The organism is Kocuria dechangensis (assembly GCF_014636775.1).
Taxonomy (GTDB): Bacteria; Actinomycetota; Actinomycetes; order Actinomycetales; family Micrococcaceae; genus Kocuria; species Kocuria dechangensis.
Genome location: NZ_BMEQ01000002.1, coordinates 192,627 through 213,427, shown reverse-complemented (window position 1 = coordinate 213,427; position 20,801 = coordinate 192,627). Strand labels below are relative to the sequence as shown.

Annotated in this window: 22 protein-coding genes; 11 read left to right on the top strand and 11 right to left on the bottom strand. The window is 72.9% G+C overall.

The window, feature by feature from the left end; translation table 11 throughout:
* Positions 1–105: 105 nt before the first annotated feature.
* Positions 106–327 (top strand): hypothetical protein, encoded by a 222-nt coding sequence (locus IEW07_RS03190; RefSeq protein ID WP_188534385.1) that lies wholly within the window; start codon positions 106–108, stop codon positions 325–327.
* A 92-nt stretch (positions 328–419) separates the two neighbouring features.
* Here IEW07_RS03190 and IEW07_RS03185 read toward each other — a convergent pair whose 3' ends face one another.
* Positions 420–1,919, bottom strand: a complete 1,500-nt coding sequence (locus IEW07_RS03185; RefSeq protein WP_188534384.1) for an FAD-dependent oxidoreductase — start codon at positions 1,917–1,919, stop codon at positions 420–422.
* A gap of 132 nt (positions 1,920–2,051) precedes the next feature.
* Between IEW07_RS03185 and IEW07_RS03180 the strand changes: the two genes are divergently transcribed.
* On the top strand, positions 2,052–3,119 hold the full coding sequence (locus IEW07_RS03180; protein ID WP_229741528.1) for a spore photoproduct lyase family protein: 1,068 nt from the start codon (positions 2,052–2,054) through the stop codon (positions 3,117–3,119).
* Positions 3,120–3,173: 54 nt separating this feature from the next.
* On the opposite strand, the gene IEW07_RS03175 is transcribed toward IEW07_RS03180, so the two are convergent.
* From IEW07_RS03175 to IEW07_RS03165, 3 genes are read right to left on the bottom strand one after another with little or no spacing between them, the layout of a single operon-like run.
* Positions 3,174–3,524 carry a cupin domain-containing protein gene (locus IEW07_RS03175; RefSeq protein WP_188534383.1) on the bottom strand — a complete coding sequence of 117 codons (351 nt, stop codon included), beginning with the start codon at positions 3,522–3,524 and terminating at the stop codon, positions 3,174–3,176.
* 45 nt (positions 3,525–3,569) lie between these two features.
* Positions 3,570–4,088: a methylated-DNA--[protein]-cysteine S-methyltransferase gene (locus tag IEW07_RS03170; RefSeq protein ID WP_229741527.1), complete on the bottom strand. Its 519-nt coding sequence runs from the start codon at positions 4,086–4,088 to the stop codon at positions 3,570–3,572.
* 9 nt (positions 4,089–4,097) lie between these two features.
* Positions 4,098–4,817: a hypothetical protein gene (locus IEW07_RS03165; protein ID WP_188534382.1), complete on the bottom strand. Its 720-nt coding sequence runs from the start codon at positions 4,815–4,817 to the stop codon at positions 4,098–4,100.
* 103 nt (positions 4,818–4,920) lie between these two features.
* Between IEW07_RS03165 and IEW07_RS03160 the strand changes: the two genes are divergently transcribed.
* Entirely contained in the window at positions 4,921–5,610 is a 690-nt protein-coding gene (locus IEW07_RS03160; protein ID WP_188534381.1) for a trimeric intracellular cation channel family protein, read from the top strand.
* Between the two features lie 195 nt (positions 5,611–5,805).
* Positions 5,806–6,255 (top strand): ArsI/CadI family heavy metal resistance metalloenzyme, encoded by a 450-nt coding sequence (locus IEW07_RS03155; protein WP_188534380.1) that lies wholly within the window; start codon positions 5,806–5,808, stop codon positions 6,253–6,255.
* Between the two features lie 46 nt (positions 6,256–6,301).
* Here the strand turns inward: IEW07_RS03155 and IEW07_RS03150 are convergent, their stop codons facing one another.
* Both IEW07_RS03150 and IEW07_RS03145 read right to left on the bottom strand, forming a co-directional pair.
* Positions 6,302–7,381, bottom strand: a complete 1,080-nt coding sequence (locus IEW07_RS03150) for an alkene reductase (RefSeq protein WP_188534379.1) — start codon at positions 7,379–7,381, stop codon at positions 6,302–6,304.
* Between the two features lie 8 nt (positions 7,382–7,389).
* A complete protein-coding gene (locus IEW07_RS03145) occupies positions 7,390–8,508 on the bottom strand; it encodes an alkene reductase (protein ID WP_268235517.1) in 1,119 nt (372 codons plus the stop codon).
* A gap of 217 nt (positions 8,509–8,725) precedes the next feature.
* Between IEW07_RS03145 and IEW07_RS03140 the strand changes: the two genes are divergently transcribed.
* Together IEW07_RS03140 and IEW07_RS03135 are read left to right on the top strand one after the other, a co-directional pair.
* Entirely contained in the window at positions 8,726–9,046 is a 321-nt protein-coding gene (locus IEW07_RS03140; RefSeq protein WP_188534378.1) for a rhodanese-like domain-containing protein, read from the top strand.
* A 4-nt stretch (positions 9,047–9,050) separates the two neighbouring features.
* Positions 9,051–9,422 carry a rhodanese-like domain-containing protein gene (locus tag IEW07_RS03135; RefSeq protein ID WP_188534377.1) on the top strand — a complete coding sequence of 124 codons (372 nt, stop codon included), beginning with the start codon at positions 9,051–9,053 and terminating at the stop codon, positions 9,420–9,422.
* Between the two features lie 79 nt (positions 9,423–9,501).
* Here IEW07_RS03135 and IEW07_RS03130 read toward each other — a convergent pair whose 3' ends face one another.
* On the bottom strand, positions 9,502–10,248 hold the full coding sequence (locus IEW07_RS03130) for a helix-turn-helix domain-containing protein (RefSeq protein ID WP_188534376.1): 747 nt from the start codon (positions 10,246–10,248) through the stop codon (positions 9,502–9,504).
* 98 nt (positions 10,249–10,346) lie between these two features.
* Positions 10,347–11,369 carry a class I SAM-dependent methyltransferase gene (locus tag IEW07_RS03125; protein ID WP_229741526.1) on the bottom strand — a complete coding sequence of 341 codons (1,023 nt, stop codon included), beginning with the start codon at positions 11,367–11,369 and terminating at the stop codon, positions 10,347–10,349.
* An 86-nt stretch (positions 11,370–11,455) separates the two neighbouring features.
* Here IEW07_RS03125 and IEW07_RS03120 point away from each other — a divergent pair, with 86 nt between their 5' ends.
* Positions 11,456–11,980: a VOC family protein gene (locus IEW07_RS03120; protein ID WP_188534374.1), complete on the top strand. Its 525-nt coding sequence runs from the start codon at positions 11,456–11,458 to the stop codon at positions 11,978–11,980.
* Between the two features lie 307 nt (positions 11,981–12,287).
* Here IEW07_RS03120 and IEW07_RS03115 read toward each other — a convergent pair whose 3' ends face one another.
* The 3 genes from IEW07_RS03115 to IEW07_RS03105 all read right to left on the bottom strand — a co-directional run bounded on the left by IEW07_RS03115 (position 12,288) and on the right by IEW07_RS03105 (position 15,748).
* A complete protein-coding gene (locus IEW07_RS03115; protein ID WP_188534373.1) occupies positions 12,288–14,051 on the bottom strand; it encodes an aryl-sulfate sulfotransferase in 1,764 nt (587 codons plus the stop codon).
* 127 nt (positions 14,052–14,178) lie between these two features.
* Positions 14,179–15,000, bottom strand: a complete 822-nt coding sequence (locus tag IEW07_RS03110; RefSeq protein WP_229741525.1) for a PKD domain-containing protein — start codon at positions 14,998–15,000, stop codon at positions 14,179–14,181.
* Positions 15,001–15,259: 259 nt separating this feature from the next.
* Positions 15,260–15,748, bottom strand: a complete 489-nt coding sequence (locus tag IEW07_RS03105) for a DUF6318 family protein (RefSeq protein ID WP_188534372.1) — start codon at positions 15,746–15,748, stop codon at positions 15,260–15,262.
* A 421-nt stretch (positions 15,749–16,169) separates the two neighbouring features.
* On the opposite strand from IEW07_RS03105, the gene IEW07_RS03100 reads away from it, so the two are divergent.
* Genes IEW07_RS03100 through nadC form a run of 4 tightly spaced genes read left to right on the top strand, consistent with a single transcriptional unit; the run spans position 16,170 to position 20,801 of the window.
* Positions 16,170–16,874, top strand: coding sequence for an NUDIX hydrolase (locus IEW07_RS03100; protein ID WP_188534371.1), 705 nt, complete (start codon positions 16,170–16,172; stop codon positions 16,872–16,874).
* Complete coding sequence (nadA, locus tag IEW07_RS03095) at positions 16,871–18,166, top strand: quinolinate synthase NadA (protein ID WP_188534370.1); 1,296 nt, start codon at positions 16,871–16,873, stop codon at positions 18,164–18,166. Before IEW07_RS03100 ends, nadA begins: the two co-directional genes overlap by 4 nt.
* Positions 18,163–19,896 (top strand): L-aspartate oxidase, encoded by a 1,734-nt coding sequence (gene nadB / locus IEW07_RS03090; RefSeq protein WP_188534369.1) that lies wholly within the window; start codon positions 18,163–18,165, stop codon positions 19,894–19,896. The genes nadA and nadB overlap by 4 nt, the downstream gene beginning before the upstream one ends.
* A complete protein-coding gene (gene nadC / locus IEW07_RS03085) occupies positions 19,890–20,801 on the top strand; it encodes a carboxylating nicotinate-nucleotide diphosphorylase (protein WP_188534368.1) in 912 nt (303 codons plus the stop codon). The genes nadB and nadC overlap by 7 nt, the downstream gene beginning before the upstream one ends.

Sequence of the window (20,801 nt, the reverse complement as noted above, 5' to 3'; positions counted from 1 at the left end):
ATAGTCAGCTTACTTCCCTGTTGTGCTGACTCGTGTGAGACTGATCGGGCATGGCTCGACGAGCCCACCGTCGTCCGGTGGCACCGAACTTGAAAGAGGTCTCCCATGATCAGCACGCTCCAGAACTTCGGCATCCGCAGCGAGCACGCCTACGCGGCGGGCTTCGCCTCCATCGGCCTGTCCTTCCTCTCCTGGGCCGTGGACCTCAGCAAGACCAAGGACAAGGCCCAGGCCGACCGCTGGGGCCTGTTCGTGGGCGAGTGGGCCCCCACGTTCTTCGCCCTCGGCGTCGCCCTGAAGCTCGAGGAGACCACCGGCAAGAAGTAGGTCCCTCCGCGACCACGTGCGCGAGCACGCGACGGCCCCCGCCCCTCCGGGCGGGGGCCGTCGCCGTGCCCGGGCCGTCGCCGGGCCGCGGGCTACGCCCCGCGCCGGGAGAGGTCGTGCACCGCGGGACCCTCGAGCCGGGTGCCGTCGGCCGCGAAGCGGGAGCCGTGCAGGGGGCAGTCCCACGAGCGCTCGGCGTCGTTCCAGCGCAGCACCCCGCCCAGGTGGGTGCAGATGCCCGAGACCCTGCAGGTGACGCCGTCGACCGTGGACACGCCCACGGGACGGCCGTGCTCCCGGCCCACGAAGCCCTCGCCCTCGCCGGGCACCTCGTCCGGGAGCTCGCTCAGCTCGGCCTTGAGCCAGTCCTTGGGCGCGTTGAAGCCCACCTCCGCGTTGACCTTCAGCGCCGTGAGGATGTCCGACGGCGTCGTCACGCGCCGGCCGAGGGTCTCCGCCCACTGCATGTGGCCGCCGAAGATCTCGGCGCTGAGCGCGAGCGAGGCCGCGACGGCGTTGCTCATGCCCCACTTGTTGTAGCCGGTGGCGAGGTAGATGTTCCCGCCGCCGCGTGGCAGGGTGCCGATGAAGGGGATGGCGTTGATCGACCGGTAGTCCTGGGCGGCCCAGACGTGGGTGCGCTCGGCCCCGGGGAAGTGGCGGCGGGTCCACTCCTCGAGGTCGTCGACGGCGGCCTGCGGGGAGGGCGAGCGCCCGACGACGTGGTCGTTGCCGCCGACCAGGAGCAGCTCCTCGTCCGCGAGCGGCACGGTGCGGACGGTGCGGGTGGGGCTGTCCGCGGTGATGTACATGCCCCGGGGGATGGAGCCCGGCGCCCCGGGGACGCGGTAGGTCATGGCGTAGGAGCGGCTCGGGGAGAGCTTGGCGAAGTACCCGCCGCGGTCCAGGACGGGGGTGCCGGTGGCCAGGACGAGGCGGTCGGCCTGCAGCGGGCCCTTCGAGGTCTGGATGGTGAGCGGCGAGCGGACGCCGGCGCCGGTGAGCCGCACGCCCTCGAACACGGCCCCGCCGTGCGCGCGCAGCTCGACCACGAGGGCGCCGAGCACCTCCATGGGGTGGAACTGCGCCTGGTCGGGCAGCGTGATCGCCCCGGCCACCGGGAAGGGCAGCTCGGTCTCGTCGGACCAGCTCGGGTGCAGGTCCGCGAGGCGGGCGGCCTCGAGCTCCTTCCGGAGGTCGGAGGCGCCCTTGGCGGACGTGGCGTAGGTCCACGAGTCACGGCGCTGGAACGGCACGCCGCGGTCCTCGAGGAGGCGCAGCAGCCAGGCCATGCCCTCCCGGTTGGCGTCCACGTAGGCGCGCAGCACCTCCTCCGACTGGTGCCGGCGGATCTGCGACAGCGTGGTGCCCTGCAGGAGCGTGAGCTTGGCGGTCGTGTTGCCGGTGGTGACGGCGCCGACGGTGCGGGCCTCGAGCACGGCGACCCGGTGCCCGGCGCGGGCCAGGAGGACGGCGGTGGTCAGACCGGTCAGGCCGGCGCCGGCGACCACGGTGTCGTATCCGGCGCCGGGGACGAACTCCTCGGCCGGCGCTGCCGGCACCTCGTACGTGTCGAGCCAGACGGACTTCATGGGGCTGCTCCCTCGCGGACGGTACGGGCGGGTCGTGATGCCATCCTCGCCGCCCCCGGGTGCGAAGTCCACTGTCCATTCCCGGCCCCCGGGGCCCGCGGAGGTGTCGGACGGGGCTCCTAGACTCGGCGCATGCCCCCCGATCCCTCCATGGTCGACATCACCCGCATCTACTACGAGCCGGCGGCCGCGCAGCTGCCGCGGGGCCGGGAGGTCCTCGAGCGCTGGCCGGACGCGACGCTGGTGGAGGTGCCGAGCCACTGGCAGATCCCCGAGCTGCACGGCAACGAGGCCAACGCGAGGCGCTGGGTGCGGATCAAGCGCGAGGCGCTGGTGCTGGGGGTCAAGAAGTCGCTCGCGGCCCGGCCCAACGGGCGGTCGGCGGACTTCATCGCCCCCTCCACGGCCAACGGGTGCGCCATGGCGTGCGCGTACTGCTACGTGCCGCGCCGGAAGGGCTACAGCAACCCCGTGACGGTCTTCGCGAACATCGAGCAGATCACCGGCTACCTGGACCGGCACATCCGCCGGCAGGGCGCCAAGCCGGAGGCCAACCAGTGCGACCCCGAGGCGTGGGTCTACGACCTCGGCGAGAACAGCGACTGCTCGGTGGACGCGCTGCTCAGCGAGAACGTGCACGACCTCGTGGACCTGTTCCGCCGCCACCCCACGGCCAAGGGGTCCTTCGCCACCAAGTACGTCAACCGGGAGCTGCTGGACTGGGACCCGCAGGGGCGCACCCGCGTCCGGTTCTCCCTCATGCCGGCGCGCCTGGCCAAGCTCACCGACATCCGCACGAGCCCGGTCGCGGAGCGGATCGCGGCGATCGACGACTTCGTGGCCGCCGGCTACGAGGTGCACGTGAACTTCTCGCCGGTCATCGTCACGGACACGTGGCTGGAGGACTGGGCGGAGCTCTTCGACCAGCTCGACGCCGGGATCGGCCCGGCCGCCAAGGAGCGGCTGGCCGCGGAGGTCATCTTCCTGACCCACAACGCGCAGCTGCACGAGGTCAACACCCAGTGGCACCCCAGGGCGGAGGAGGTGCTGTGGCGGCCCGACCTCCAGGAGCCCAAGCGCTCCCAGAACGGGGCGGTCAACGTGCGCTACCGGTTCCGCGAGAAGCAGCGCTGCCTCGAGCAGTTCCTCGAGCTGCTGCACCGCCGGCTGCCCTACTGCGAGGTCAGATATGCCTTCTGAGGCATGCGTCGCGCGGAGCCTCCGCTCCGCGCTCCGGTGGCCCCGGGCGGGCTGTCAGGCCACCCGGGCGTCCCGTTCGCGGGGCGGGCCGGAGACCGTGGTCAGGAGGTACACCGAGTCCTCCAGGGCCTCGATCGTGTGGCGGGAGTGCGTGAGGGACACCAGCTCCCCCGGGGTGAGCTCCTCGGCGAGCTGACCGCGCTTGAGCACCCGGATCCGGCCCGAGACCACCTGCAGGGTGGCGGCGGCCGGGGCCTCGTGCTCCGCGAGCTCCGTGTCGGCGCGCAGGCCCATCACCGTCTGGCGCAGCACGCCGTCGTGGACGATCAGCTCCGCGCTGTGCCCGCTCCCCGACGCGCGGGCACGGTGCAGCATGGTGTCGGCGAGGTCGTCGAGACGGGGCATCGTTCCTCCTGCGGGACGGTCGGGCGGCGGGGCGGTGCCGGGGGCTCAGAGCAGGGTGCCCTCGAGCCGCAGCAGGTACTCCTTGCGCTGCATCCCGCCCGCGTAGCCGGTGAGCCGGCCGTCGGCGCCGATGATCCGGTGGCACGGGACGAGCAGGCTCACCGGGTTGCGGCCGTTGGCGGCGCCCACAGCCTGGGCCGCCCGGGGCGTGCCGATCGCGCGGGCGATCTGGCCGTAGGTGCCGGTCGTGCCGTACGGGATGCCGGCGAGCGCGTTCCACACCCGCAGCTGGAAGGGGGTGCCGTGCAGGACGACGTCGGCGTCGAACTCGCGGAGCCGGCCGGCGAAGTACTCGGCGAGCTGCTCCCGGACGTGCGGGAGGGCGTCGTCGTCGCGGGTCCCGAAGGAGCCGGGGACGGGGCCCTGGCGGGCTCCCTCGACGGAGAGCGCCGCGAGCCGGCCGTCCTCCTCGACGAGCGCGAGGGGACCGATGGGCGAGTCCACCAGGGCGTGGCGGCGGTCGGCGGAGGTGGTCGTGGAGGCCGGGCTCAGCGTCAGTCCCATGTCCCGAGTCTACGCCCGGGGCAGCCGCTCCCGAGGGGTGCGGGCCAGCGTGTAGGAAGGCTCGCGCAGCCGGCGGGTCCACCCGTAGTTCTCCGCGCCGGCCGGGACGTTGAGCAGGGGGTCGAAGCGCTCGTCGGTGCCGAACGGGTCGCCCGGCCGGAGCTCGACCGTCCCGAAGCGCCGCCAGGGGCCGAGGGGCGTGGCCCAGTAGAGGCCCAGGACCCACGGCTCGGCCGCGACGGACTCCCGGAAGCGGTCGGGGCGGGCGGGCAGAGGCGCCGCCCGCGGCTCCGGGTGCGCGCCGACCAGCACGGGGCCGTGCGCGCCGCGGTAGGGCATGAAGGAGGCGAGGGCGCCGTCGGGGACGTGCCGGTGGAAGGTCGGCACGAAGCGGGAGAGCCGGCCGCTGCCGGCGGTGGCGAGCAGGACGTCCGCGGCACCCGCCGCCGGACCGCCCCCGGCGGGGGCCGGGACGCGCAGGGCCAGGCCGAGGATGTCCGGCCAGCCCTGGGGGAAGCCGAAGGAGCGGGAGAAGCGGGCCCGCACGGGCTCCTGGCCGGCGTCGTCGATCCACCGGACGCCGCTGCCCCCGCCGCCCGTCCGGGTCAGCACTCCGTCCAGGCCCACGCCCTCGGAGTGGATGGGCCGCCGCGGCCGGAACTGCTTGAGCACCGCGAACGGGGCGGCGGCCACCCGTCCGAGCAGGGCGCTGACGAGTTCGGTCCTCATGGGCCTCACGCTACCCGTGGTGACGGCGCATTGCGCCGCTGGAGAGGCCCGCGCCCGCGCGGGTGCTAGCCTCGGGCGTCGGTGCGGCGAGGGCGAGGTGGTCATGGGAGATCTGGATCCGCGGGTGCTGTTCGACGTCGTCGACCTGATGGGCGTGCTGGCCAACGGTGTCCTGGGCGGCGCGGTGGCACGGCACCTGAAGTTCGACCTGGTGGGCTTCACGGTCCTGGCCGTCGTCTCGGGGCTGGGCGGCGGGATGCTGCGCGACGTCCTGCTGCAGGTCGGGTTCCCCGTGGCGCTGACGAACTCGGCGTACCTGAGCACGGCGATCGCCGGAGCCGTGATCGCGTTCTTCCTCCACCTGCGGGGGAAGTGGACCAACCGGGTGCTGATCGTGGCCGACGCGCTGTCCCTGGGCTGCTGGGCGGCCACCGGCACCTCCAAGGCTCTCGCCGCAGGTCTGAACTGGCTGCCCGCCATCATGATCGGGGTGATCACCGCGGTCGGCGGCGGCATGATCCGCGACATCGCGGTGGGGCAGGTCCCGCGGGTCTTCGGCGGGAACACCCTCTACGCGACCGGCGCCCTGATCGGCAGCCTCGAAATGGCCGTCCTGTACAGCCTGGATCTGCCCAACTGGGGGATGGCCGCGGCGATCCTCACGTCCGCCACGGTCACCGTCGTGGCCCGCCGCCGCGGATGGCGGCTGCCCGGCGCGGGCGAGTGGGACGTGCGCTTCCCCCGGCCGGACTGGCCCCCCGCCCGCTTCCGGCGCGGCCGGCGGAAGCCGTAGGAGGACCCCGGGCCGGCCGGCCCGCGCGATGAGCTCCGCCCCGTTCCGGGGGTCTGCAGCGCCGTGAAGTGGTGTCCGGTCGTGGGCCGGGACCGGTCATATGTATTGACGGATGTCGATGTGAGTGGCATCGTGGACACATCGACGGTCATCTATATCCCACGGTGGGCCGTCACATGATGAGAGGAAGCAGTCATGTCCAGAGTCCAGCTCGCCCTGCGCGTCGCCGACCTCGAGAGCTCCATCGAGTTCTACTCCAGGCTGTTCAACACGACCCCGGCCAAGCGCCGCCCGGGCTACGCCAACTTCGCCATCGCCGAGCCCCCGCTGAAGCTCGTCCTGCTGGAGGGCGAGCCGGGCGATGAGACGCGCATGGACCACCTCGGCGTGGAGGTCGAGAGCACCGAGCTCGTCGACGCGGCCGCCCACCGCCTGGCCGACGCCGGGATGGCCACCCGCCCGGAGGCGCAGACCACCTGCTGCTACGCGGTGCAGGACAAGGTCTGGGTCACCGGCCCCGGCGACGAGCCGTGGGAGATCTACACCGTCACGGCCGACGCCCGCCCGGACCTGGAGGGCCGGACCGGTCTCGAGATGAACCAGGTGGGCGGCGACAGCGCCTGCTGCGCCACCGGCGGGCGCTGACCGGCGCACTGGGTCGGCGCGCTCGGCCGGCGCCCTCCGGCGGCGATCAGACGCGTGCGAACGGGTAGTCCGTGTAGCCCTCCGCGCCCTGGGTGTAGAACGTGGCCGGGTCCGCCGGGGTGAGCGGCAGGCCCTCCTGCCAGCGCCGCACGAGGTCGGGGTTGGCGATGACCGCCCGGCCCACGACCACGGCGTCCGCCAGGCCCCCGTCGACCAGGCGCCGGGCCTCGGCGAGGTCCATCTCGCCCCACCTGCGGCCCCGGTTCGCGAGGAACGGCCCGCCGAACCGGGACCGCAGCCCCTGGACGAACGCGCCCTCCAGGTCGTCGTGGAGCACCGAGAGGTAGGCCGGTCCCAGGTCGGCGAGGCCGTCCAGGAGCACGCCGTAGGTCGCCACGACGTCGTCGTGGTCCTCCTCGACCGCCCCCTGGATGTTGTGCTCCGGCGAGATCCGCAGGCCGACCCGCTCCGCCCCGATCGCGCCGGCCACGGCCCGCACGACCTCGACCACGAACCGGGCCCGGTTCTCCGGGGAGCCGCCGTACTCGTCGGTGCGCCGGTTCGCCGAGGGCGCCAGGAACTGGTGCAGCAGGTAGCCGTTGGCGCCGTGGAGCTCCACGCCGTCCAGGCCGGCCTCGACCGCGTTGCGGGACGCCCGCACGAACTCGTCGACGATCCCGGGCAGCTCCTCGGCGGTCAGCGCGCGCGGGACCGGCAGGGGCTCCTTGCCCTCGTACGTGCGGGTCTGCTGGTCGGCCGCGACCGCGCTCGGCGCGACCGGCCGGACGCCGCCGTTGAAGGCGGGGTGCGAGATCCGCCCGCCGTGCATGACCTGCATGAAGATCCGCCCGCCGCCGGCGTGCACGGCCTCCGCCACGCGGCGCCAGCCCGCGACCTGCTCGGGCGTCTCGATGCCCGGCTGGTACGCGAAGGCCTGGCCCGTCACCGAGGGATAGGTGCCCTCGGTGACGATCAGGCCCACCGACGCGCGCTGCGCGTAGTACTCGACGTTGAGGTCGCCGGGCACCCCCGCACGGCCCGAGCGCACGCGCGTCAGCGGCGCCATGACCACACGGTTGGGCAGCTCGAGGCCGCCGACGGTCAACGGGGTGAACAGCGTGCTCATCGGTCTCCTCAGTGCTGGGCGGCGGCCTCCGCGCCGGGTCCGGCGGGGGCCTCGTAGGCAGGGTAGTCCGTGTAGCCCTCGGCGTCCTGCGTGTAGAAGGTCCGGGGGTCGGGCTGGTTCTCCGGGAGGCCTTCCGCCCAGCGGCGGACCAGGTCCGGGTTCGCGAGCGCCGGACGGCCGACGACGACGCCGTCCGTCACGTTCTCCTCGAGCAGCCGCACGCTCTCCTCGCGGCTGGTGGGGGTCCCGAAGCCGCTGTTGACGAGGAACGCGCCGCCGAAGGCGAGGCGCAGGCCCTGCACGAGCTCGCCCTCCGGCTCGCGGTGCAGGACGGAGAGGTAGGCCAGGTCCAGGTCGGCGAGACCGTCGACCAGGGCCGTGTAGGTGGCCATGACGTCCTCGTGGTCGAGCTCCCACGCGTCCTGGACGTTGTGCTCGGGCGAGACGCGGAGGCCCACCTTCTCCACCCCGATCGCCTCGGCCACGGCCCGGACGACCTCCACCACGAAACGGGCCCGGTTCTCCGGGGAGCCGCCGTACTCGTCGGTGCGCTGGTTGGCGCCCGGGGCGAGGAACTCGTGCAGCAGGTAGCCGTTGGCGCCGTGGATCTCCACGCCGTCCAGGCCGGCCTCGACCGCGTTGCGGGACGCCCGCACGAAGGACTCGACCACGCCGGGCAGCTCATCGGCGGTCAGCGCGTGCGGGACCGGCAGGGGGTGCTTGCCGCTGTAGGTGTGCACCTCGGCCTCGATCGCGACCGCGCTCGGCGCGACCGGCTGGGAGCCGCCGTTGACCTCGGCGTGGGAGACGCGGCCCGCGTGCATGACCTGCATGAAGATCCGCCCGCCGCCGGCGTGCACGGCGTCCGCCACCCGCCGCCAGCCCTCGACCTGCTCGGGCGTGACGATGCCGGGCTGGTAGGCGTAGCCCTGCCCCACCGCGTCGGGGTACGTGCCCTCGGTGACGATCAGGCCCATCGAGGCGCGCTGGGCGTAGTGCTCGACGTTGAGGTCGCCGGGGACGCCGTCACGGCCCGAGCGCATCCGGGTGAGCGGCGCCATCACGAGACGGTTCGGCAGCTCCAGGGAGCCGACGGTGAGCGGGGTGGTCAGGGGGGAGGTCGGCACGGGCCGTCCTTTCGTCAGGGAACTGGGTTCTGCTCTCCTCAACGGCGGACGGGCGCCGGTTATTTGCCGCAGGGGTGTCTGCTCGCTCACACGGGCCCCGCCGTCGGCCGTCGATCGCTCCCGGGCCGCCTCCGGGACCCTGGCGGAAAAATACCCCCTGGGGTATTCTGAAGCCCAGAGACCCCGGGACCGCCGGGGCCCACGAAAGGACATCCCCATGAAGAGCATCAGCGTGGACGAGCTCGCCGCCCTGGGCGAGAACGCCGTGGTCCTCGACGTCCGCGAGGAGGACGAGTTCGCCGAGGCCCGTGTCGAGGGCGCCCGGAACGTGCCGCTCTCCCGCCTCACCACCTCCCTCGGCGACGTCCCCGCCGCGCACCCCGTGCACGTCATGTGCGCCGCGGGCGGGCGCAGCGCCCAGGCCGCCTCGTTCCTCGAGGGCCAGGGCTTCGACGTCGTCAACGTCCTCGGCGGGATCAACGAGTGGTACCGCGCGGGCCACCCGATCACCACTCCCGCCGGCACCGCGAAGCGCTGAGCCGATGGGTCTCCTCAGCCGCCTGTTCGGCGGATCCGGCAGCTCCTTCGAGACCGTGGACGTGGAGCGCGCCCAGGAGCTCCTGAAGGACGGCGCCGTGCTCGTCGACGTCCGCACCAGCCAGGAGTACCGGGCCGGCCACGCCCCCGCCGCCCGGCACATCCCGCTGGACACCCTCGGCACCCGGCAGCGCGAGCTCAGCAAGGACCGTCAGATCGTCACGGTCTGCCGGTCCGGGGCCCGCTCCGCGCGGGCCGCGAACCAGCTGGCGGACGCCGGCTTCCGGGTCGCCAGCCTCCGCGGCGGCATGACCGCCTGGCAGCGCGCCGGCGAGCGCGTGGTCGGCCGGAACGGCAAGCCCGGGACGGTCGCCTGATCACCGCTGCGACCTCCACCGCGACGTCCACCGTGCCGCCGGGGTCCCCGCCGGCGTGCGGCGGGGACCCCGTTCGCCGTCAGCCGCGCTGCGCCCGGCCGTAACCGCGCGGGGTCGCGCCCAGCACCGAGCGGAACTCCCGCGTGAGGTGGGCCTGGTCCGCGAAGCCCAGGTCCGCGGCGAGCGCCCCGAGATCCGCCGCGGGGTCCGCGCGCACCCGCTCGGCCGCCTCCTGGAGGCGCCGGCGGCGCAGCAGCAGCTGCGGCGGCATCCCGACGAACCGGGCCGCGAGCCGCTGGAGCGTCCGCTCGGACACGTGCAGCTCCCGGGCCAGGTCCCCCGGCGCGCGGAGGCCGGCGCCCGACTCGACAAGGTCCACCATGCGGTTGGCCACCGCGCCGTCCCGGGCCGCCTCCGGGGGCACCGCCGCCGCCAGTCCCCGGACGTGGTCGAGCAGCAGGCGGGCGGCCCGCTCGTGCCGGAGCTCGGGGGCGGTGGACTCCATGGTCCGTGTGACCTCCCGGAGCAGGCCGGGGACGTCGAGCGGGGCCGAGCGGTCGAGCAGTTCCGCGGGGCGGTCCGTGAACAGCAGGACCCCCGCCGGCCGCAGCAGCGCGCCCACCGCCCAGCCCCGCCCGGTCAGCACCCGGGTGGACGCGCGGGTCGTGGGCCCATGCAGCGCCACGCCCGCCGGCTCGACCACCACGTTGCTCGCCGGGTAGCCGAGCACCAGCTGCTCGACCCGCTCCCCCGCCGGCAGATCCCACTCGGGGATCCACAGCTGCCGGACGAGGTGGGCGACGTCGTCGGGCGCGGGGAGGCGCACGACCGTGGCCCGCGGTCCCGGGGTGAGGTGGCCCCGCGTGGTGGGCGGCGGTCCGGGGGCGGGACCGCGGGGTCCGCCCCGCGACCCGTCCGGCCCCGTCACCGGCCCCGTCCCCCGGGCCGGGTCGCCACGACGGCGATCACCGGCTGCCCCGGGGCGATCCGCAGGACCGTGCCCGGCGTCAGCCCGACAGCCCGGAGGCGGGCGGTGAGGTCCGGGACCGCGGGCAGTGCCATCCGGCCCTGCTGGGCGCGCAGGAGCAGGTCGAAGTGCCTGCTGAACATCGAGTCGGTGAGCACGGTGCTGATCACCAGCACGGCGCCACCGGGCCGGAGCCTCGCGGCCACCGCCCGCAGCAGCGCGACCTGCTCCTCGGGGGGAAGGTAGTAGAGCATGTTGGCGACCAGGACCCAGTCGGCCTCTCCCTCGAGACTCCCCAGCACCCGGAAGGCGTCGCCCTCGACGACCCGGGCGCGGTCGGCCACGGCGTGGTCGGCCAGCGTGGCACGGGCCAGCGCCGCGGCGGCAGGGTCCTGCTCGATCCCCACACCCCGGGCCTCCGGCGCCACCTGCAGCATGTGCGCCAGGAGTCCCCCCGTCCCGCAGCCCACGTCGATGATCCGCCGCGGCCGGTGCTCGCGCAGGTGCGCGGTGAGGATCTCGGTCACGAACGGGTCCATCGCCTGCGACAGGCGGGCGATCAGTTCTCCGTGGTCGACGACGTCGCGGCGCGGCGCCCCGCCGGTCAGCTGCCGTTCCAGGTCCCGGTAGAGGCCGCTGTGGTAGCCGGAGAACGCCTGGTAGGAGGAGCGCACCACGTCGTCGGCCAGCACCGCCCGCCCCTGCCGGGTCAGGTGCCACCGCCCCTGCGCGGCGTGGACCAGTCCCAGCGCGGACAGCATCCTCAGGAACGCCTCGAGCAGAGGCTCCTCGGCCCAGCCTCCCCGGCGGGCAAGACCCGCGGTGGTGTCGGGCAGCGCGTCGAGCAGGACCAGCACCCCTGTGCGGAGCCCGGCGGCCACCGCGGCGACCCGCACGGCCGCCTGCCCGTCACGGACCGCCCGCCACCGCACGCGCGCGCTGCCGGCCCGGATCAGTCGCGCCACCACCCTGGCCTTCATACCCGCCACGGTAGGCCGTCGGGGACCGCGCTGCCCATGGCGGAAATCTTCAAGACCGGGCCCGCACGGTTCCCTAGGCTCGGGGCATGAGCACACAGCGCAGCGCCCGTGGCGTCACCGGAGCCCACACCACCGAGGGGACGCCGCACGGGTTCACGTCCCTCACCCCGTTCATCGCCGTCGTGGACGCCGCCGGCGCCCTCGACTTCTACGGCCGCGTCCTCGGCGCCACCCTGGTGGACCGGACCGACATGCCGGGGCCCGACGGGACGCCCGTCGTCGTCCACGCGACCCTCGACCTCGGCCGGGGTCGGCTCCAGGTCGGCGAGGCCAATCCCGCCTTCCACCTGGTGCCCCCGCCCGCGGGCGAGGACGACTGCTACTCCCTGGGCCTCTACGTCCCGGACGTCGACGACGTGGTGGCCCGCGCCGTCGACGCGGGGGCCACGGTGCGGGAGCCGGCCACCGACTTCGTCTCCGGCGACCGGTACGCGAGCATCCGCGACCCCTTCGGGGTGCGGTGGTCGATCATGACGCGCGTCGAGGACCTCTCCGACGAGGAGAGCGCCGCCCGCGTCGCGCAGTGGGCGGCGTCGATGGGCCAGGACTGACGGCAGGCACGCAGGCAAGGGCCCTCGGGCACGCCGCCGCCCGGCAGGGCCGCCGCTCGTCCGCCGGAAAAGGATCCGGGCCCTGCGCGAGGTCTCACCGCTCGCGCAGGGCCCGGTCTTCGGGCGACGTTCCGGACGACGCGGGGGGACGGTGCGTCGTCAGTGGTCTCATCCCTCTCACAGGATCCCGAAGTGCTCCCTCACAGGATCCAGGAGACCACAGGAGCACTGAAGCCGGGCTGAAGAACGCTGGGAGGAGCCTGGGGATCACGGGGCACCACAGTGGTGCCGGAGACTTGTCAGCGGCTCACTCCTCGCGGAACCAGAAGTCGTCGAACGTGTACTTCAGCACGCGATAGGCGAAGTCGCCGCTCCCGTAGCCCTGCCCCGCGTAGTCGTAGCGCGCGATCAGGTTGTGCTCGGCGTCGTACTCGGCGAACGTGTGCGCCTGGCCGCTGTTGATCACCAGCGGGCCGCCGAGGTCCTGCACGTTGCTGACGATCGCGGAGTACGGGACGGGGAACGACTCGACGAGCTCGTAGGTGCCGGCGCCCTCGTCGACGAGGTACGTGCGGTACTGCGAGCGCAGGGACGGGTCCCCGGTGGCCACCCGGGAGGTCCCCTCCGGGATGCGGCCCGCGTACTGGGGCCGGCTCTTGAACTGCCAGTGGGCGTTGTCGAACATGGTGAGGCGGTACTGCCCGTCCGGCAGGGACTCGTCGTCGTGGCGCACCACCGAGTGCTGTCCCCCGCTGTCGGGGAAGTCCCCGAGCTTCTGGAGCAGGAACGGCTCGACGGACGTGCCGGCCCAGACGTCGGCCTCCCCGATGACGTACTCGAGCACCGGGGTGCCGTGGACGTCGCCCACCTTGAGGATGCCGGAGGTCTCGCGCGCGCTCACGATCACGGAGTCCTCGGCGGCGGAGTAGTCCACCGAGTTCAGGTGCAGCCAGTCGTTCGTCACGACACCGGAGTACGTGGCGTAGGGCGTGGCGAGGGCCTTGTAGTCGGCCAGCAGGTCGGAGAAGTCGACGACCTTCTCGTACGCCCCGGTCTCCAGGTCGAGGGACAGCAGCACGTCCTCGATGCTGTCCGTCCCGGTCTCCGTCGCCAGGATGAGCACCTTCCCGTTCGCGCCGAGGACGAAGTCGTGGTGCATCCCGTAGCCCTCGAGGGGGTAGGTCTCGACCACCCGGCCCAGGCCGTCGATCCGCGCCATCCGGTCCGGGGCGACGGATGTCAGCATCGTGTCCTCGTAGAACTCGATCCGGTCCATGCGGTAGCCGTCGAGCTCGAACTCGGCGCGCAGCGTCCCGGCGTTGTCGAAGAGGGGTCCGTGGTTGGGGTAGCGGGTGAGGCCCACGACCGCGAACAGCCCCTCGGTGAGCTGCTCCGCGTCTCCTTCGACGGTCCGGCCCAGGCTCGTGCGGTAGGCGGAGTTGCTCGGCGGAGCGGTGATGGTGAATGAGAACTCCTGGGCCTCGCCGTCGGCGGGCTGCCACGTCCCGGTCACCGTGTTCTCGGCCCCCGGGACGACGCCGATCAGCTGCCCCTCGAACGACGACGGGTCCTCGTCCTGGTCCTTGGCGGTGCGCGTGAAGTCCTCGGCGCCGGCCGCGCTGACGGTGTAGGAGAGGGTGCCCTCCCCCTGGGTGGCGAACCTGGCGTAGACGCCGGTGGTGTTGGTGCCGAACGGATTGAGCACGAGGAGGGGGTCCTCCGGAGACGTCCCCAGGTACCTCAGGGCCTCCAGCGAGGTCACCACGAACTGTTGCACCTCGGGGTCGAAGCCGTCGACGTCGACCGGAGTCCCGTTGCGGGTGACCGACAGGGTGTACACGTTGGCGCCCGTGCCCGGGTACTTGTTCGCCTCGGACTCGAGCTCGTAGGCGGCGGGCACCACGGCAGGAGCGACCGCGGGGGTCGTGGCGGGAGCCTGGACGACGGAGTCCGACGGGGGTGGGCCCCCGGTGGCCGGGACCTCCTCCGCGGCGAAGGCCGGGGCGCCGGTGAGGGCCACCGAGCCCGTGAGGATCGTGATGACAAGACAGGCCGACGATCTCTGCAGCATCTCGGGCTCCTGGCAGTGGGCACGACGGGGATGTCCGGCAGAGCCTAGACCTCGAACCCGCCTCTGAGAAGGGACGATGCGTTTACGAACGCCAATATGACGGCCGCTCGGACGACTCCGCCTGGGCTCAGCAGCCCGCGCCCCGGGGGTTCTCCAGGCAGTCGTCCGCGTAGTTGCGCACCGTGGAGCGCCACACGCTGATCGGGACGGGCGCGCTCGCGACGTCGTTGAGTCCCGCCACGGGCAGCCACGGCCCGCCGGCGATCGAGTACTCGCCGTAGAACCAGGTGGTCAGCGTGACGGCGTAGTCGCCGGTCTCGGCGTAGACGTGGCTGGTGTCGGTCTGCTCGTCCCACGCGTTCTCCGGGAGCGGGGCGCCGCTGAGCTCGGTGGGACCGAGGGTGGTGCCGTCGCCGTAGTTCCAGGAGTACTGCACCGGCACGGCGCGCACCTGCACCGGGAAGCCGCCGAGCTCGGTGGCGAACTGCTGGGGCTGCGCCTCCGCGTAGACGTTGGTGTGCATGCCCCTGAGCGTGTCCGGGGCGGGCTGGACCGCGCTCGCCGCCGGGGCGACGGCGAGGGTCTTGAAGTCCTGCAGGGTGAAGGTGGGGAGCTCGATGACCTCCTCCCCGCTCTCGGCCTCCGCCACGGGGACGCACATCGGCTCGCCCCACTCCGTGCGTTCGGACCCGTCCCCGACGACGACGTCCATGTAGACGCCCTCCCCGCCCCCGGAAGGAGTGCACTCCTGCTCGGCGAGGCAGTCGTCGAGCGCCCCGTCCTCCTCGGCCGCACAGGGGTTCCGGAGCCCGAAGGTCTCGGCCCTCATCTGTGCCATGGAGTCGGGGCTGAAGAACTCCGGCATGTCCTGGCTCGACAGGTGGTTGCGGAGAGCCTTCTGAAAGGCGGGGTCCTTGTCGGGGTCGTAGGCGACGGGGGCTGCGCCCACAGGAAGGACATTCTCACCGCGCCCCTTCTCACCGGATTTGAAGAGGCCGTTCTTGAGCCGAACTTCCAACTTTGTTGTCGCGCCATCGGCGACCGCTCTTGTCGCTTCAGAGATATTTGCCTCTCGTTGTCCCGGCATAAAATAACCACTTCCGAGCTGAGCCGCTCTTTCCGCCCGAGATGGCTCCTCCGAGTCTGCCCCCGCAACACCTACTGGAAGGCAGACCAGAAGAGCTGACAACGCAGTCGCGACCACCCTCCTATCCACCGACCTCACCCGTACCCGACATATTCGCAGCGGTTATGTATAGCCACGCCCCATCGATATAGTCAAGATAAACCAGAAAAGGATCCCCTTCACCGGAACGCGGAAGGGCTTCATAGGTGACAGCTCCATTTTCAACGAGCTTAATTCCTTCAGCACTGGATAATGCTATAGGTTTGTATATACCGTCAGGTGAGCGCTCAATATTTGGATCTTGAATTTCCGCATTTTCTCGCCCTCCAATAAACCATGCGCCGTCTTTATACGTATTTTCAATAAAGTCTATTTGCTCCATGCATATTTCGCAGTTCTCACTGGCGATCGCTCGGGCGTAGGAAGTGTCACCTGTCTGGTTCGCGTACCACATGGCGTCCGACCAGTAGTCCAAGAATGCCTGCGCCCCCGCCCGCGACTCCTCCTTCGCCAGTTCCGGCATGACCGGCTTCGGCACGTTCTGTGCGGGCCTCTCCAGCGATGCCGGCACGTACTCCGCAGGAGTCCCCTCCGAGCTGGGTGCCGGGGAGGCGGGGCCCTCGGCCGTGGCACCGGCCGAGGCCGTACTGGAGGCGGCGCTGGAAGGCGACGCCTCGGCGCCGTCGTCCTCCCCGCTGCACCCGGTGAGGAGCAGCGCCACCAGAAGGGCACCCCCGATCGAGCCGCTCACCGTGCATGACCGGTCCATGGCTTCCCCCGATTCGCTCGCCGTCGCCGGACGCACCGACGGAATGACCCCGATAGTAGGCCCGCCCTCGGGCGCTTGGGCAACCCCTGTGGACGGCCGGAAGGACGCGAAATCATGCGGCCTGGTCAGGGGCGACACGGTCACGGCTCCCTTAATGTCCAACTGACCAGAACGGTGTTATAGTCATCTCCACCTGAAGGAACGACGGACCCAGGAGGTGAGGATGACCACTCCGAACGTGGCGCTGGCCGTGTCGACCGTCATCTTCGCCGCCCGCAACACCGGGCCCGACGGCCGCAAGGAGCTCTGGCTGCCCCTGGTCCGCCGCATCCGCGACCCGTTCCGCGGACTGTGGGCGCTCCCCGGCGGCCCGCTGAAGCCGGACGAGGACCTCGAGGACTCCGCCGCCCGCTCCCTGCACCTCACCACCGGCCTGCAGCCGGGCTATCTGGAGCAGCTGTACGCCTTCGGCGGCCTCACCCGGTCCGCCAACGCCGACGAGCGCGTGGTCTCGATCGTCTACTGGGCCTCGCTCTGCGCCGACCAGGCCTCCGAGCTCCACCCGGACCTCAACGTCGCGTGGCTGCGCGTCGACGAGCTGCCGCCCCTGGCCTTCGACCACAGCGGCATCGTCGACTACGCCCTCTACCGGCTGCGCAACAAGATCACCTACAGCCGGGTGGCTCACTCCTTCCTCGGCGAGACCTTCACCCTCGCCGAGCTCCGGGACGTCCACGAGGCGATCCTCGGCACCCCCCTGGACCCGGCCAACTTCCGGCGCCAGGTGCTCGCGTCCGGCGCCGTCCTCGACACCGGCACCCGCCTGGAGGGCACGCGACACCGCCCGCCCCGGCTCTACCGCTACAACACGGACCTCGACCTCGCCGACCGGGACCCGGCCGGCCGCACCACCCAGGAGCAGACATGACCTCCGTCGCCACCCGCATCGACCTGCTGAGCGGCAAGCCCGCGAACCTCCCCGGCACCCCGCCGGCGAGCAGCACGTGCAGCACCGACCTCGCGACGAACCCGTGGGACTTCGCGCCCACCGTCTCCGCGGGCTACGGGCCCGGCGCCTCGCAGGGCGACGTCGTCCCCGCGGGCTCGCCCGCCCAGCCCGTCATCCCGGAGGAGTACCAGCACGCCTCCGCCGAGGAGCTCGACCGCCGGATCGCGGCCGCCAAGCAGGCGCTGGGCGACCGCGTGGTGGTGCTCGGGCACTTCTACCAGCGCGACGAGATCGTCAAGCACGCCGACTTCCTGGGCGACTCCTTCCAGCTCGCCCGCGCCGCCCGCAGCAAGCCGGAGGCCGAGGCGATCGTCTTCTGCGGCGTGCACTTCATGGCCGAGACCGCGGACATCCTCTCCGGCGACCACCAGTCCGTGATCCTGCCCAACCTGGCCGCCGGCTGCTCCATGGCCGACATGGCCGACGAGGACTCCGTCGAGGAGGCCTGGGAGCAGCTCATGGGCCTCCTGGGGGAGACGACGGCGGACGGCCGCCAGACGGTCGTCCCGGTCACCTACATGAACTCGTCCGCCGCGCTCAAGGCGTTCTGCGGCCGCCACGGCGGGATCGTCTGCACCTCCTCCAACGCCGCCACCGTCCTGGAGTGGGCGTTCGAGCGCGGCCAGCGCGTGCTGTTCTTCCCCGACCAGCACCTGGGCCGCAACACCGCCAAGGCCATGGGGATCCCGCTCGAGCAGATGCCCATGTGGAACCCGCGCAAGGATCTGGGCGGCAGCACCGCCCAGGAGCTGCAGGACGCCAGGGTCATCCTCTGGCACGGCTTCTGCTCCGTACACCGGCGCTTCACCGTGGCGCAGATCGACCAGGCCCGCGCCGAGCACCCCGGCGTGCGCGTGATCGTGCACCCCGAGTGCCCCATGCCCGTGGTCGACGCCGCCGACGAGAACGGCTCCACCGACTACATCCGCAAGGCGATCGCGGCCGCCGAGCCGGGGAGCACCTTCGCCGTCGGCACCGAGATCAACATGGTCAACCGGCTCGCCGAGGAGCACCCCGAGCACACGATCTTCTGCCTGGACCCGGTGATCTGCCCGTGCTCCACGATGTACCGGATCCACCCGGGCTACCTCGCGTGGGTGCTCGAGGAGCTCGTCGCCGGCCGCGTGATCAACCAGATCACGGTGGACCCCGAGACCGCCCGCGACGCCCAGGTGGCGCTCGAGCGCATGCTGGCGGCGCTTCCGCGGTGAACGGGAACCGGGACTTCCGCGTCGTCGTGGTGGGGAGCGGCATCGCCGGCCTCACCGCGGCGCTCGAGGCCTCCGACCGCGGCCTCGACGTGATGCTGCTGAGCAAGGACGAGCTCGCGGAGGCGAACACCTCCTACGCCCAGGGCGGGATCGCGGCCATGACCGCGTCCCTGCCCGCCGGGCAGTCCGCGGACACCGTCCTCCTGCACGTCCAGGACACCCTGGCGGCCGGGGCCGGGACGTGCGACGACGACGCCGTGCGCGTCCTCGTCCGGGCGTCGGCGGCGGCCGTCTCCGGCCTCGTGGACCGAGGGGTCGAGTTCGACCGCGCCGCCGGCCCCGGCTCCCCGTGGGTGGAGGGGCTGGAGGGGGCCCACTCCGTGCCCCGGATCCTGCACGCCGGCGGCGACGCGACCGGCCGGGAGATCGAGCGCGCCCTCGTCGCCGGAGCCCTGGAGGCCGAGCGCGCCGGACGGATGGAGATCCTCCGGCACACGATGCTCGTCGACCTCGTGGTGACACCCGGCCGCCGTGTCGCCGGGGCCCTCGTCCTGGGGGCCGGCGGCGACCGGCTGCGGGAGCTGCGCGCCGACGCCGTGGTCCTCGCCACCGGCGGCGCGGGCCACCTCTACCCCCACACCACCAACCCGGCCGTGGCCACCGGCGACGGCATCGCCGCGGCCCTGCGCGCCGGGGCCGCCGTGGCGGACCTCGAGTTCGTCCAGTTCCACCCGACCGCGCTCGCCGCCCCGGGGTGCTTCCTGGTCTCCGAGGCCGTCCGGGGGGAGGGCGCCGTGCTGCGCGACGCCACCGGCCGGCGCTACCTCGAGGGCGTGCACCCCCGCGCGGAGCTCGCCCCGCGGGACGTGGTGGCCCGGGAGAACTTCCGCCGCAGCCTGGACCAGGGCGGCCGCCCCGTCCTGCTCGACTGCACCGGGATGGCGCCGCCGGCCGACGGCCCGCACGGGGGCGGCACGACCGCCGAGTTCCTCGCCCGCCGCTTCCCCACCATCGACGCCGCCGTCCGCGCGCACGGCGTCGACTGGTCCCGGGAGCCGGTGCCCGTGACCCCGGCCGCGCACTACCTCATGGGCGGGATCGCCACCGACGACGCCGGCCGCACCACCCTCCCCGGGCTCTACGCCGTGGGCGAGTGCGCGGCCACCGGCGTGCACGGCGCCAACCGGCTGGCCTCCAACTCCCTGCTGGAGGGCGCGGTCTTCGGGATCCGGGTGGTCGACGCCCTGGCGGCGGACCGGCGGCGCGCCCACGACGCCCCGCTCCGCCTCGGGACGGACGGACCCGGTCTCCGCCCCCTGCCGGCCACGCCCGGGGAAGCGGACGGCGGCGTGCCGTTCGAGCGGCACGCGTTCCAGGCCGCGATGTGGGCGGGGGCCGGGGTGCTCCGGACCGGAGCGGGGCTCGAGGAGCTCAGCCGCCGCCTGGCCGGGTTCCGCCTCCCCGAAGGGCAGGCCACGGGGCCGGCACCCACCCGCTCCGCCCTGGAGGACCGCAACCTCCTGACCGTGGGCCGGGCCGTCGCGGCCGCCGCCCTGCACCGCACGGAGTCCCGCGGCGCCCACTTCCGCGAGGACATGCCCGTCCCGGATCCGGCGCAGGCTCAGCGCACCTTCTGGCACCAGCAGCACCCGAGCATTGCGGCACCTGAACCTGCTCTGACCAGTACACATGCCGGTATCGGCATCTTCGAGAGGACTCCCGCATGCTGACCCGAGCCGCCATCACCGAGGTCGTGGAGCGAGGGCTCGCCGAGGACGCCCCCTGGGGGGACATCACCTCCGAGCACCTCATTCCCGCCGCCGCCACGGCCCGGGCCGTGCTCGCGGCCCGGGAAGCCGGCGTCTTCTCCGGGGGCGCGGTCTTCGCCGCGACGTTCGCCGCCCTCGAGCCGGCCGTGGCCGTCGAGCTGCACGTGGCCGACGGCGAGCCGTTCGAGGCGGGGGCCGTGCTCGCGACCGTCACCGGGCCCGCCCGGGCCGTGCTGACCGGCGAGCGCGTGGCGCTGAACCTGACCCAGCGGATGTGCGGGATCGCGACGCTGACCGCCCGCTACGTCGCCGCGGTCGAGGAGGCCGTGGCCCGAGTGGAGGAGGCCGCCGGGCTCCCCTCCGGGACGATCACCCGCACCCGGGTGGCCGACACCCGCAAGACCACCCCGGGGCTCCGCGCGCTCGAGAAGCACGCCGTGGTCAGCGGCGGCGGGCACAACCACCGGCACTCGCTCTCGGACGCGGTGATGGCCAAGGACAACCACCTCGCCGTGCTCACCGCCGACGGGACGGACCTGACCACCGCGCTGCGGCAGCTGCGCCGTCGGCTGCCCCACACCGTGCACCTGGAGGTGGAGGTGGACCGGCTCGACCAGATCGAGGCCGTCCTGGCGGGCGGCGCGGACACGGTCATGCTGGACAACTTCTCGGTCGAGGACCTCGTGAGCGGGGTCGCCGTCGTCGACGGCCGCGCGACCGTCGAGGCCTCCGGCGGCGTGGGCCTGGAGACCATCGGCGAGATCGCCGCCACCGGCGTGGACGTGATCTCGGTCGGCGCCCTGACCCACTCCGCCCGGAACCTCGACCTGGGCCTGGACATCGTCCTCGAGACCCCGCAGGGCTGA

Coding starts and splice junctions, on each gene's coding strand:
- IEW07_RS03190 (WP_188534385.1), top strand. CDS start 106: ATGATCAGCACGCTCCAGAACTTCGGCATCCGCAGCGAGCACGCCTAC.
- IEW07_RS03185 (WP_188534384.1), bottom strand. CDS start 1,919: ATGAAGTCCGTCTGGCTCGACACGTACGAGGTGCCGGCAGCGCCGGCC.
- IEW07_RS03180 (WP_229741528.1), top strand. CDS start 2,052: ATGCCCCCCGATCCCTCCATGGTCGACATCACCCGCATCTACTACGAG.
- IEW07_RS03175 (WP_188534383.1), bottom strand. CDS start 3,524: ATGCCCCGTCTCGACGACCTCGCCGACACCATGCTGCACCGTGCCCGC.
- IEW07_RS03170 (WP_229741527.1), bottom strand. CDS start 4,088: ATGGGACTGACGCTGAGCCCGGCCTCCACGACCACCTCCGCCGACCGC.
- IEW07_RS03165 (WP_188534382.1), bottom strand. CDS start 4,817: ATGAGGACCGAACTCGTCAGCGCCCTGCTCGGACGGGTGGCCGCCGCC.
- IEW07_RS03160 (WP_188534381.1), top strand. CDS start 4,921: ATGGGAGATCTGGATCCGCGGGTGCTGTTCGACGTCGTCGACCTGATG.
- IEW07_RS03155 (WP_188534380.1), top strand. CDS start 5,806: ATGTCCAGAGTCCAGCTCGCCCTGCGCGTCGCCGACCTCGAGAGCTCC.
- IEW07_RS03150 (WP_188534379.1), bottom strand. CDS start 7,381: ATGAGCACGCTGTTCACCCCGTTGACCGTCGGCGGCCTCGAGCTGCCC.
- IEW07_RS03140 (WP_188534378.1), top strand. CDS start 8,726: ATGAAGAGCATCAGCGTGGACGAGCTCGCCGCCCTGGGCGAGAACGCC.
- IEW07_RS03135 (WP_188534377.1), top strand. CDS start 9,051: ATGGGTCTCCTCAGCCGCCTGTTCGGCGGATCCGGCAGCTCCTTCGAG.
- IEW07_RS03125 (WP_229741526.1), bottom strand. CDS start 11,369: ATGAAGGCCAGGGTGGTGGCGCGACTGATCCGGGCCGGCAGCGCGCGC.
- IEW07_RS03120 (WP_188534374.1), top strand. CDS start 11,456: ATGAGCACACAGCGCAGCGCCCGTGGCGTCACCGGAGCCCACACCACC.
- IEW07_RS03115 (WP_188534373.1), bottom strand. CDS start 14,051: ATGCTGCAGAGATCGTCGGCCTGTCTTGTCATCACGATCCTCACGGGC.
- IEW07_RS03100 (WP_188534371.1), top strand. CDS start 16,170: ATGACCACTCCGAACGTGGCGCTGGCCGTGTCGACCGTCATCTTCGCC.
- nadA (WP_188534370.1), top strand. CDS start 16,871: ATGACCTCCGTCGCCACCCGCATCGACCTGCTGAGCGGCAAGCCCGCG.
- nadC (WP_188534368.1), top strand. CDS start 19,890: ATGCTGACCCGAGCCGCCATCACCGAGGTCGTGGAGCGAGGGCTCGCC.